A 10,540-nucleotide genomic window follows, 5' to 3' on the forward strand; every position below is an offset into this window, starting at 1 on the left:
TGGCGGGCAAGGTCAAACCTTCAGTCGGGCCTGAACGAACTGGGAAATTTCAGCCACCGGCACCGCCGTGGGCGCAACATCGCGGCGCTGCTGGTACTCGACTTCGCCGGCCTTGAGGCCTCTGTCACCAATCGTGACGCGATGCGGCACCCCAATCAGTTCCCAGTCGGCAAACATGGCGCCGGGACGCTCGCCGCGGTCATCCAGGATCACGTCGACACCGGCGGCCAGCAGTTCTTCGTAGAGTTTGTCGGCGGCCGCCTTGACGGCGGGGAAGCGCTCCGGGGTGATAGGACACAACACCACCGTAAAAGGCGCCAACGCGTCCGGCCAGATGATGCCGCGCTCGTCGTGGTTTTGTTCGATGGCGGCGGCTGGCAAACGCGTGATGCCGATGCCGTAGCAACCCATCTCCATGAACTGGGGCTTGCCATTGACATCCAGGAAGGTGGCGTTCATGGGCTGGCTGTATTTGGTGCCCAGCACAAAAATGTGACCGATTTCGATGCCCCGCTCAATCGCCAGCAGACCCTTGCCATCCGGCGAAAGATCGCCCTCCACCACGTTGCGCAAGTCCGCCACCAGATCGGGCTGCGGCAGATCGCGACCCCAATTGACGCCGGTAAGGTGGTAGTCCGCCTCATTGGCACCGCAAATCCAGTCATGCATGAGCGCCACCTCGCGGTCGACCACGATCTGGACCGGTTTTTTCAATCCAATGGGGCCCAGGTAGCCGGGCAGGCAGCCAAAGTGATCCTCAATTTCGGCCACGGTGGCAAAACGAAAGCCGGCATCCAACCCTGGCAATTTGCTGACCTTCACCTCGTTCATGTCGTGGTCACCGCGCAGCAGCAGCAGCCAGATCTGGGTCTTGACGACTTCCTCATAATCGTTCAGTTGGTCGGTCGCCAGCACCAGCGATTTGACGGTATTCTTCAGCGGCAGGCCCAGCAGTTCCGCAACCTCCTGGCAAGTGCTTTTGCCGGGCGTGGCGGTTTTCGTCAAGGCCTGAGTCGGCATCTGCCGTGGGCCGCTGGGCGCCAGGGCCTGGGCTTTTTCCATGTTGGCGGCGTAATCGCTGTCCGGGCAATACACAATGGCGTCCTCCCCGGTCGCCGCAATCACCTGGAACTCCTCGCTCACGTCCCCGCCGATGGCACCACTGTCGGCGGCCACCGCCCGGTAGCGCAAGCCAAAACGGTCAAATATGCGACGGTAGGCAGCGGCCATCACCTGATAGCTTGCCTTCGCCGCGTCCAGATCACGGTCAAAACTGTAGGCATCCTTCATGATGAATTCACGCCCGCGCATCAGGCCAAAGCGGGGCCGGCGCTCATCCCTGAATTTGCTCTGGATCTGGTAGAAATTCCTTGGCAACTGTTTGTAACTCCTGATTTCCTGGCGCGCAATGTCGGTCACCACTTCCTCGCTGGTCGGCTGAATGACAAAATCCCGGTCATGGCGGTCCTTCAGGCGTAACAACTCGGGGCCATTGGTCTCGAAACGCCCGGTCTCCTGCCAAAGCTCGGCCGGTTGCACTACCGGCATGCTCAGTTCCACCGCGCCGGCGCGATTCATTTCCTCGCGCACGATCGCCTCCACCTTGCGCACCACACGCAAACCCAGGGGCATCAGGGTGTAGATACCGGCGCCGAGTTTTTTGATCATGCCGGCACGCATCATCAACTTGTGACTGACCACCTCCGCATCGGCCGGGGCCTCTTTAAGGGTGGAAATGAAGAATTGTGAAGCTTTCATGGCAGGCTCAGAGAAAAACAAAGGGCTACGCCTCTTGCTGCGCAGCGCATGCTGTGCATAATGGACGCAGTTTAAAAAATTGGGGTTTGATTATGCTTGACCGGGACGGCTTTCGGCCCAATGTCGGCATCATCCTGCTCAACCAGAAAAATCAGGTGTTCTGGGGCAAGCGAATACGTACGCACTCCTGGCAGTTTCCGCAGGGTGGCATTGATCGAGGGGAAACCCCCGAACAAGCCATGGTTCGTGAACTGCACGAGGAAGTGGGGCTCCATCGTGAGCATATTCGGATCTTGGCCCGCACCCGGGATTGGTTGCGCTACGAGGTGCCAGACCGCTACATTCGCCGCGATGCACGCGGCCATTACAAGGGTCAGAAACAGATCTGGTTCCTGCTTCAGCTGCTGGGCAACGACTGGGATTTGAACCTGCGTGCCACCGATCACCCCGAGTTCGATGCCTGGCGCTGGAACGATTACTGGGTGCCGCTGGACGTCGTCGTCGAATTCAAACGCGGCGTTTACGAAATGGCCTTGACCGAGTTGGCCCGCCATCTGCCGCGCAACGAGTACCGCAACCGCTTCTTGCGACAAGGCATGCGACCCCACGAACAAGACCTGGAGGCGGAACCGGAGGGCTCACCGGGCGTCAATTTTGAATTGCCGCCCGGCGGTAGCTTCGACTCCAGTCCAGCCACGGGGGATCGCCCGCAAGGCCCCGGGCCTGCGCGCGAGGTTTGAAATAGGGGCTGCCCGCGTCAGCGGGTAAGTACCAAATTGTCCCGATGCACCATTTCGGGCTCTGCGGTATAGCCCAGCAATTTTTCAAATTCGCTGGACGGCTTGCGGCAAATCAGGCGCGCCTCGGCGCTGGCGTAGTTGGCCAGGCCGCGCGCCATCTCAACCCCGGCGGCGTCCCGGATGGCGATCACGTCGCCGCGCGAAAAATCCCCGTCCACGGCGGTCATACCGATCGGCAACAGGCTTTTGCCTTCCTCGCGCAACTTGGCTACCGCGCCGGCATCCAGCGTCACCGAGCCGCGCAGCTGAAGATGGTCGGCAATCCACTGTTTGCGCGCCTGCGTCTTTTGCGTCTGAGCCACCAGCAAGGTACCGATAGTCTCACCCTGGCTCAGTCGCAGCAAGGCGTCCGGCTCGCGCCCCCAGGCAATCACGGTCGAGGCGCCGGAGCCGGCTGCCCGTTTGGCCGCCAGTATCTTGGTGAGCATGCCACCCCGTCCAATACTCGACCCGGCACCACCCGCCATCGCTTCCAGCGCCGGATCGCCGGCCTTGGCGCTATGCACAAAATGCGCCGTCGGCTGTTTGCGCGGATCGGCGCTGTAAAGCCCTTTCTGGTCGGTCAGAATGACCAGCGCATCGGCCTCCACCAGATTGGCCACCAGCGCGCTGAGCGTATCGTTGTCGCCGAACTTGATTTCCTCGGTGACCACGGTGTCGTTCTCGTTGATGACCGGCACCACGCCCAGCTTGAGCAAGGTCAGGAGCGTGGAGCGCGCATTCAGGTAGCGCTCGCGATCAGCCAGGTCGGCGTGCGTCAGCAGCACCTGGGCGCTGCGCAAGCCGTTCTCGCGCAGCTTGGTCTCGTACATCTGGGCCAGCCCCATCTGACCCACGGCGGCGGCGGCCTGCAACTCATGGATCTCGTGCGGCCGGCTGCTCCAGCCCAGGCGCTTCATGCCTTCGGCAATGGCGCCGCTGGAGACCATGATGACTTCGCGACCGCCTTGCACCAGCAGGGACATCTGGCGGCACCATTCGCCGATCGCCGCCTCGTCCAGACCACGGCCCTCATTGGTCACCAGGCTGGACCCCACCTTGATGACGATGCGCCGGGCATCACGCAACACCAGCGAAGTACTTTCAGTAGTCATTTCGACTTGCAACGAGGGTCATTGATGCACTGCATGCCATGAGATAGACAGCCTTTACGGGTTATTCTGAATCCGGAGCAAAACGCGGGTCCACCGCTTCGGGCGTCTGCTCCGCTTTCTGCTGCGCCTTCACGTGCTGGTAAACGGTCTTCACCAGCGACTCGCAGCCTTCGCGTGTCAGCGCGGAAATCTCAAACACCGGGCCCTTGAACCTGAGGCGTTTGACAAAGTCCTTGACCAGCGCCGCACGCTGCTCCAGCGGCACCATGTCGAGCTTGTTCAGGACCAGCCAACGCGGCTTGGCATACAACGCCGGATCGTATTTCTTGAGCTCGTTGACAATCGCCTTGGCTTGCGCAACGGTATCGATCGCCGCGTCAAAAGGCGCCATGTCGATCACGTGCAGCAGCAGCCGGGTGCGCTGCAGATGGCGCAGGAACTGATGACCCAGGCCGGCCCCCTCCGATGCACCCTCGATCAAGCCCGGCAAATCGGCCACGACAAAGCTCTGCTCGGGACCGACCCGCACCACGCCCAAATTGGGATGCAAGGTGGTGAACGGATAGTCGGCGATGCGCGGACGGGCGTTGGAGATGGCAGAGATCAGGGTCGATTTGCCGGCATTGGGCATGCCCAGCAAACCGACATCCGCCAACACCTTGAGTTCCAGTTTGAGGTTGCGCTTTTCACCCGGCCAGCCGGGCGTCTTCTGCCGTGGCGCGCGGTTGATGGCGCTCTTGAAACGCATATTGCCGAAACCGCCGTCGCCGCCTTTGGCGATGGTGATCACTTCGCCAGGCGTCAACAATTCGAACAGCACCTCACCGGTCTCGGCATCCGAGATGATGGTGCCTACCGGCATTTTCAGGGTGATGTCGTCGCCCGCCGCGCCAAACATGTCGGAGCCCATGCCGTGCTCGCCGCGCTTGGCGTCATAGCGCCTGGAAAAGCGGAAATCGACCAGGGTATTGAGGTTCAGGTCGGCCACCGCGAAAACGTGGCCGCCACGGCCGCCATCGCCCCCGTTGGGACCACCGAACTCTTTGTATTTTTCATGCCGAAACGAGACGCAGCCAGCGCCGCCGTCTCCGGCAGAGACGTCAATATAGGCTTCGTCGACGAATTTCATGATGTATGGTCTTATAAACAAAAAACCCCGCGCAGCGCGCAGGGTTTCAATTGGGAGTTCCCAGCAAATTAAGCCGAGATAACGCTCACCGTCTGCTTGTTCAACGCGCCTTTGGTGGCAAACGCAACATTGCCATCAACCAGCGCAAACAAGGTGTGATCCTTGCCGATACCGACATTGGTGCCGGGGTGAAACTGGGTGCCACGTTGGCGGACGATGATCGCGCCAGCGCTGATCAGCTCACCACCGAACTTCTTCACACCGAGCATTTTGGGCTGTGAATCGCGCCCGTTTCGCGTAGAGCCGCCGCCTTTTTTCTGTGCCATGACTCTTGCCCCTTATGCAGAAATGGCGCCAACCAGCAGTTCAGTGAACTGTTGACGATGCCCTTGACGTTTCTGGTAATGCTTGCGACGGCGCATTTTGAAAATGCTGACCTTGTCGTGCTTGCCGTGAGCCACTACCGTGACACTCACCGTTGCGCCGGACACCAAGGGCGTGCCGACCTTCAGTTCTGCGCCGTTGCCGACTGCCAAAACCTGATCGAACACAATCTCTTGGCCTACGTCCGCAGCAATCTGTTCTACTTTAATTTTTTCGCCAGCAGCAACCCGATATTGCTTGCCACCGGTTTTTATGACCGCGTACATGTTGACCTCTTCAATTTAGCTCTGGGAACGAATTTTCACAGAGCCCGTTACTATAGCACAGCGGTGAATTTGTGGCTTTAGGCGACTGGAGCCCCCATTTCACGACCTTCTGCTTTCTATAATCCCGGCATACAACGGTCCATTTGTCTTGCAAGCCAATCCATCCAACCCCGCTCTGCCCCTGTCGATCATCGCGCCGGATATGCGCGAGGTGGATCAGGTCATCGCCCGCCGACTGCAGTCCGGTGTCCCGCTGATCGGCCAGGTTTCGCGTTACATCATCGCCGCCGGCGGCAAACGCTTGCGGCCGGCCCTGCTGCTATTGACCTGCGGCGCGCTGGGCTTCCGTGGCGAGCAGCGCTTCAACCTGGCCGCGGTGGTGGAGTTCATCCATACCGCGACCTTGCTGCACGACGACGTGGTCGATGACTCGGCGCTGCGCCGCGGCAACGCCACCGCCAACGAGATGTTCGGCAACCCGGCCAGCGTGCTGGTCGGCGACTTTCTGTATTCCCGCGCCTTCCAGATGATGGTCGATGCCCAGAACATGCGGGTCATGGAAGTACTGGCCGACGCCACCAACGTCATCGCCGAAGGCGAGGTGCTGCAACTGATGAACATGCACAACGCGGCGCTGGACGAGGCCGGCTACCTGCAGGTCATCCGCTCCAAGACCGCCAAGTTGTTTGAAGCCAGCGCCCGCGTTGGCGCCATTCTGGCGGGCGGCACCAGCCAGGTGGAGGAAATTTGCGCCGACTACGGACAGGCCATTGGCACCGCCTTCCAGGTCATCGATGACGTGCTCGATTACACCGGCGACGCCGCCGTCATGGGAAAAAGCCTGGGCGACGACCTGCGCGAAGGTAAGACCACGCTGCCCTTGATTGCAGCCATGCAGCGGGGCACCGACGAGCAACGCAATATCATCAAGACGGCCATTGAAACCGGCGGCGTGGCGATGCTCGATGAGGTCGTCGCCATCGTGAGAACAACCGGCGCGCTGGACGTCGCCCGGCTGGCCGCAACGCAGGAAGCGCAACGTGCCGTCGTAGCTGCAAAACAACTGCCGCCCGGACCGCACACGGAGTGTTTGATACAATTAGCGGCTCAGCTTCTGGCACGCCAGTCCTGAGTCAGCCGGCACACGGCATAGAAGAATTTCGGAATGTAGCGCAGCCTGGTAGCGCACTTCGTTCGGGACGAAGGGGTCGGAGGTTCGAATCCTCTCATTCCGACCATTAGGTCAGACCAAGGCCGCTAAGAACCTGTTCTTAGCGGCCTTTTTCTTAGGGCCTGTTCACCCTATTTTTACGAGTGCGAACGCGATGAAAAATGCGCCAATCAAGGCGCGTGACAACGGCAAGGCTGGGGCCTTGCCTAGGAACGCAACGCCGAGTGGCACTTTTTTCATCCCGTTCCCTGCGGGTTGTGGCCAAAAAAACCATGCGCGGCATTGCAAAGCCTTGCCGGGGGCCAACCCCGGCGGCGTTTTGCGCTTTGCGCATGGCTTTTTTGACTCACAACGCATCTCGCAAAAATAGGGTGAACAGGCCCTAGTCCAGTCGATTACAGATTTCCAGCGTTGCAACGCTCTGGTTCATGCTGTAGAAATGCAGGCCCGGGGCGCCGCCGGCCAGCAGTTGTTGGCACAAGTCTGTCACCACCTCCAGACCAAAAGCCTTGATCGATGCGCTGTCGTCGCCATAGCTTTGCAGGCGCAGCCGGATCCAGCGCGGAATCTCGGCACCGCAGGCGTCGGAAAAGCGCATCAACTGGGTGGAACTGGTAATCGGCATGATGCCGGGCACCACCGGCACGCTCAGGCCCAGCGCGTCCACCTCTTCGACAAAACGGAAGTAGGCGTCGGCGTTGTAGAAATATTGGGTGATGGCGGAATTGGCGCCGGCCCTGACTTTGGCGGCGAAGGCCTGCAGGTCGCTGGCCGGTGATTTGGCCTGCGGGTGCACCTCCGGGTAAGCGGCCACCTCGATGCGAAAATAGTCCCCGGTCTGCTCCCGGATAAACGCCACCAGGTCGCTGGCGTACTGGAACTCGCCGCCGGTGCCGTAACCGCTGGGCAAGTCGCCCCGCAGGGTCACCAGGCGCTTCACACCCATCGCCTTGAGCGTCGCCAATTGCTCCGCCACCACGGCGCGGGTGGCGCCGATGCAGGAAAGATGGGACGCCGCGCTCACCCCCTCCGCAAGGATGTCGCTCACGGTGTTGAAGGTGCCGGCCCGAGTCGAGCCGCCGGCACCAAAAGTGACCGAGCAAAACTCGGGTTGGAGGGCGTACAACTGCTGGCGCACCAGGCGCAACTTTTCCACCCCTTCGGGGGTTTTCGGCGGAAAGAACTCGATGCTCAGGGGAGTTTTGGAAGCTTCGCTCATGGCATGTCTTGAAGTGGTGGGGGCAGAGCTTGCGGCAATGCCGCTAGGGCGTGTCCCGCAAGGTAGCAGATATAAAAAACTCGCGGTTGCCGTCGCCTCCAGCAATGGGCGAGTCAAACCACGCGGTCACCGTCAAACCGAGCGCGGCGCAGGCCTCCCGCAGACGCTGCTCGATCAGCGGATAAAAAGAGGCGTCTTTCACAATGCCGCCCTTGCCGACCTGGCCCGGTTGCAACTCGAACTGCGGTTTCACCAGCGTCAGCAAGGTGCCGCCCGGTTTCAGCAAGGGCACGACCGCCGGCAGCACCAGGGTTTGCGAAATGAAGGACAGGTCGGCCACGATCAGGTCGAACTCCGGAACAAACGCCGAGGCCGCGCCTTCCTCAAGGTCGAATTGCCCCTGGGCTCCGATACTGTCTTCATAAGCAGCGACCAAATCGGCCGCAAGCAACGCCCGGGCATTGATTTTTTCGACGCACAGCACACGCGGGTCGGCGCGCAGCCGGGGATGCAACTGGGCGCTGCCCACATCGACCCCGACCACCATGGCCGCACCGTGCTGCAACAGGCAGTCGGTAAAGCCGCCGGTGGACTGGCCGACGTCCAGGCAAGCCAGCCCGGCAACCGACAGGCCCACTTGCCGTAGCGCCGCCTCCAGCTTGAGACCGCCACGCGAGACATAGCGGGCCTCGGAATCGTCCAGCAGCCGCAACTCGGCATCGGGCGGAATCTCGTCGCCGTTCTTGCCGACGAGCTTCCATTCTTCCCCTTGGCGCCACCGCAAGCCGTTGGCAATCAGGCGCTGGGCCTGCGAGCGACTGGTGGCGAGATGCCGGTGAACGAGCAATTGATCAGCGCGCATTATTTGTATTTGTCATGCCGGACATGATCCGGCATCCATGGATTGCGGGTCAAGCCCGCAATGACAAAGTTCTTTCTTCAATAGCGGTAACTGTCGGCCTTGTACGGGCCGGCCTTGCTGACGCCGATGTAGGCGGCCTGCTCGTCGGTCAGCTCGCTCAGCATGGCGCCGACCTTCTTCAGGTGCAAGCGTGCCACTTTTTCGTCCAGGTGCTTGGGCAGCACGTAGACCTTGCCGACCTTGTACTCCTTGGACTTGGTGAACAGTTCGATTTGGGCAATGGTCTGATTGGCAAAGCTGGACGACATCACAAAACTGGGGTGGCCGGTGCCGCACCCCAGGTTCACCAGGCGGCCCTTGGCCAGCAGGATGATGCGTTTGGAAGGCGTCTTGCCCTTGGCCGGGAAGATCACGTGGTCGACCTGCGGCTTGATCTCTTCCCACTTGCACTTGTCCAGCGAGGCGACGTCGATTTCGTTGTCGAAGTGGCCGATGTTGCAGACGATGGACTGGTCTTTCATGGCCGCCATGTGCTTGTAGGTGATGACGTTCTTGTTGCCGGTACAGGTGACGAAAATATCGCACTTGTCGGCCGCGTATTCCATGGTCACGACCTTGAAGCCCTCCATCGCCGCCTGCAACGCGTTGATCGGGTCGATCTCGGTCACCCAGACCTGGGCCGACAGCGCGCGCAGCGCCTGCGCACAGCCCTTGCCGACATCCCCGTAACCCGCCACCAGAGCCACTTTGCCGGCGATCATGACATCGGTGGCGCGCTTGATGCCGTCCACCAGAGACTCGCGGCAGCCGTACAGGTTGTCGAACTTGCTCTTGGTCACCGAGTCGTTGACGTTGATGGCGCGCAGCTTGAGGCTGCCATTGGCCGACATCTCGTTCAGGCGGTGCACGCCGGTGGTGGTCTCTTCCGTCACGCCGATGATGTTCTTGAGGCGCCGGCTGTACCAGGTGGGGTCCACCTTGAGCTTGGCCTTGATCGCATTGAACAGGCAAATCTCTTCCTCGCTGCCGGGTTTCGCCAGCACCTTGATGTCTTTCTCGGCGCGGGCACCCAGGTGCATCAGCAAGGTGGCATCGCCGCCGTCGTCCAGGATCATGTTGGGGCCTTCGGTCTTGCTGCCCTTGGGGCCGAATTCGAAGATGCGGTGCGTGTAATCCCAGTAATCGGTCAGGTTCTCGCCCTTGTAGGCAAACACCGGCGTGCCTTTTTCAACCAGCGCGGCAGCGGCATGGTCTTGCGTGGAGAAAATATTGCACGAAGCCCAGCGCACCTGGGCGCCCAGCGCCTGCAGGGTTTCGACCAGCACGGCGGTCTGGATCGTCATGTGCAGCGAGCCGGTGATGCGCGCGCCCTTGAGCGGCTGCGACTTGGCAAATTCTTCCCGGATCGCCATCAGACCGGGCATTTCAGTCTGTGCAATATTCAACTCCTTGCGGCCCCAGGCGGCCAGGCCCAGGTCGGCAATCACGTAATCTTGGTTTTTGACAGGTTTCAGTACAGCGCTCATGGCTCGCTCCAATGGTAGGTTTGAAATACCACTGCCTGCGCGGAGAACCTGGGTGAAGGACTCACCTCACAAAGCAGTGGGTGAGCGCGGTTGATGCGATGACTTGGCACCTGCCAAATCATGCGGTCCGAGCCTCGTTCAACATGCGTGAACTGCAACGCTCCTCGGAAGAAGCCCAATTATACGGATACTTGCGCACCCTGCGCTTAGGGTTATGGTGAATAAGTAGCGTCAAAACGTCGGCACCAGCGCACGGCACCGAAGTTTTGCAAAGTCGGGTTCAAATTGGCGCTTTTTTGTGACCCATCGGGCCTGTTTCTTGGGCCTCTCG

Annotated in this window: 10 protein-coding genes, 1 tRNA gene and 1 riboswitch; of the genes, 3 read left to right on the forward strand and 8 right to left on the reverse strand. The window is 60.6% G+C overall.

The annotated features are described in order from the left end of the window. Positions 1 to 12: 12 nt before the first annotated feature. Positions 13 to 1,758 carry a proline--tRNA ligase gene (locus PHS32_RS11865; RefSeq protein WP_301079175.1) on the reverse strand — a complete coding sequence of 582 codons (1,746 nt, stop codon included), beginning with the start codon at positions 1,756 to 1,758 and terminating at the stop codon, positions 13 to 15. Between the two features lie 92 nt (positions 1,759 to 1,850). Here PHS32_RS11865 and PHS32_RS11870 point away from each other — a divergent pair, with 92 nt between their 5' ends. Beyond that, positions 1,851 to 2,498 (forward strand): RNA pyrophosphohydrolase, encoded by a 648-nt coding sequence (locus PHS32_RS11870; RefSeq protein WP_301079177.1) that lies wholly within the window; start codon positions 1,851 to 1,853, stop codon positions 2,496 to 2,498. 17 nt (positions 2,499 to 2,515) lie between these two features. Here PHS32_RS11870 and proB read toward each other — a convergent pair whose 3' ends face one another. The 4 genes from proB to rplU all read right to left on the reverse strand — a co-directional run bounded on the left by proB (position 2,516) and on the right by rplU (position 5,431). Next, the gene (proB, locus tag PHS32_RS11875) at positions 2,516 to 3,652 is read right to left on the reverse strand and encodes a glutamate 5-kinase (RefSeq protein ID WP_301079178.1); all 1,137 of its coding nucleotides are present in this window, start codon (positions 3,650 to 3,652) and stop codon (positions 2,516 to 2,518) included. A gap of 61 nt (positions 3,653 to 3,713) precedes the next feature. After that, on the reverse strand, positions 3,714 to 4,781 hold the full coding sequence (gene cgtA, locus PHS32_RS11880) for an Obg family GTPase CgtA (protein WP_301079179.1): 1,068 nt from the start codon (positions 4,779 to 4,781) through the stop codon (positions 3,714 to 3,716). A 68-nt stretch (positions 4,782 to 4,849) separates the two neighbouring features. Further along, complete coding sequence (gene rpmA, locus PHS32_RS11885; RefSeq protein WP_301079180.1) at positions 4,850 to 5,107, reverse strand: 50S ribosomal protein L27; 258 nt, start codon at positions 5,105 to 5,107, stop codon at positions 4,850 to 4,852. Positions 5,108 to 5,119: 12 nt separating this feature from the next. After that, the gene (rplU, locus tag PHS32_RS11890; RefSeq protein WP_301079181.1) at positions 5,120 to 5,431 is read right to left on the reverse strand and encodes a 50S ribosomal protein L21; all 312 of its coding nucleotides are present in this window, start codon (positions 5,429 to 5,431) and stop codon (positions 5,120 to 5,122) included. Between the two features lie 202 nt (positions 5,432 to 5,633). Here rplU and PHS32_RS11895 point away from each other — a divergent pair, with 202 nt between their 5' ends. Beyond that, a complete protein-coding gene (locus tag PHS32_RS11895) occupies positions 5,634 to 6,563 on the forward strand; it encodes a polyprenyl synthetase family protein (protein ID WP_301079194.1) in 930 nt (309 codons plus the stop codon). Positions 6,564 to 6,592: 29 nt separating this feature from the next. Beyond that, positions 6,593 to 6,669, forward strand: a tRNA-Pro gene (locus tag PHS32_RS11900). Between the two features lie 315 nt (positions 6,670 to 6,984). Here PHS32_RS11900 and metF read toward each other — a convergent pair. The 3 genes from metF to ahcY form a co-directional block, all read right to left on the reverse strand. After that, the gene (metF, locus tag PHS32_RS11905; protein ID WP_301079182.1) at positions 6,985 to 7,821 is read right to left on the reverse strand and encodes a methylenetetrahydrofolate reductase [NAD(P)H]; all 837 of its coding nucleotides are present in this window, start codon (positions 7,819 to 7,821) and stop codon (positions 6,985 to 6,987) included. A 43-nt stretch (positions 7,822 to 7,864) separates the two neighbouring features. After that, positions 7,865 to 8,683, reverse strand: a complete 819-nt coding sequence (locus tag PHS32_RS11910) for a TlyA family RNA methyltransferase (protein ID WP_301079183.1) — start codon at positions 8,681 to 8,683, stop codon at positions 7,865 to 7,867. Positions 8,684 to 8,760: 77 nt separating this feature from the next. After that, positions 8,761 to 10,209 (reverse strand): adenosylhomocysteinase, encoded by a 1,449-nt coding sequence (gene ahcY, locus PHS32_RS11915; RefSeq protein WP_301079184.1) that lies wholly within the window; start codon positions 10,207 to 10,209, stop codon positions 8,761 to 8,763. 75 nt (positions 10,210 to 10,284) lie between these two features. After that, a riboswitch (S-adenosyl-L-homocysteine riboswitch) is annotated at positions 10,285 to 10,381 on the reverse strand. Positions 10,382 to 10,540 lie beyond the last annotated feature (159 nt).

This window comes from Rhodoferax sp. (assembly GCF_028714215.1).
Classification (GTDB): domain Bacteria; phylum Pseudomonadota; class Gammaproteobacteria; order Burkholderiales; family Burkholderiaceae_C; genus Rhodoferax.

Excerpts from the sequence above, each read along its gene's own strand:
- PHS32_RS11865 (WP_301079175.1), bottom strand. The coding sequence starts at position 1,758 with ATGAAAGCTTCACAATTCTTCATTTCCACCCTTAAAGAGGCCCCGGCC.
- PHS32_RS11870 (WP_301079177.1), top strand. The coding sequence starts at position 1,851 with ATGCTTGACCGGGACGGCTTTCGGCCCAATGTCGGCATCATCCTGCTC.
- proB (WP_301079178.1), bottom strand. The coding sequence starts at position 3,652 with ATGACTACTGAAAGTACTTCGCTGGTGTTGCGTGATGCCCGGCGCATC.
- cgtA (WP_301079179.1), bottom strand. The coding sequence starts at position 4,781 with ATGAAATTCGTCGACGAAGCCTATATTGACGTCTCTGCCGGAGACGGC.
- rpmA (WP_301079180.1), bottom strand. The coding sequence starts at position 5,107 with ATGGCACAGAAAAAAGGCGGCGGCTCTACGCGAAACGGGCGCGATTCA.
- rplU (WP_301079181.1), bottom strand. The coding sequence starts at position 5,431 with ATGTACGCGGTCATAAAAACCGGTGGCAAGCAATATCGGGTTGCTGCT.
- PHS32_RS11895 (WP_301079194.1), top strand. The coding sequence starts at position 5,634 with ATGCGCGAGGTGGATCAGGTCATCGCCCGCCGACTGCAGTCCGGTGTC.
- metF (WP_301079182.1), bottom strand. The coding sequence starts at position 7,821 with ATGAGCGAAGCTTCCAAAACTCCCCTGAGCATCGAGTTCTTTCCGCCG.
- PHS32_RS11910 (WP_301079183.1), bottom strand. The coding sequence starts at position 8,683 with ATGCGCGCTGATCAATTGCTCGTTCACCGGCATCTCGCCACCAGTCGC.
- ahcY (WP_301079184.1), bottom strand. The coding sequence starts at position 10,209 with ATGAGCGCTGTACTGAAACCTGTCAAAAACCAAGATTACGTGATTGCC.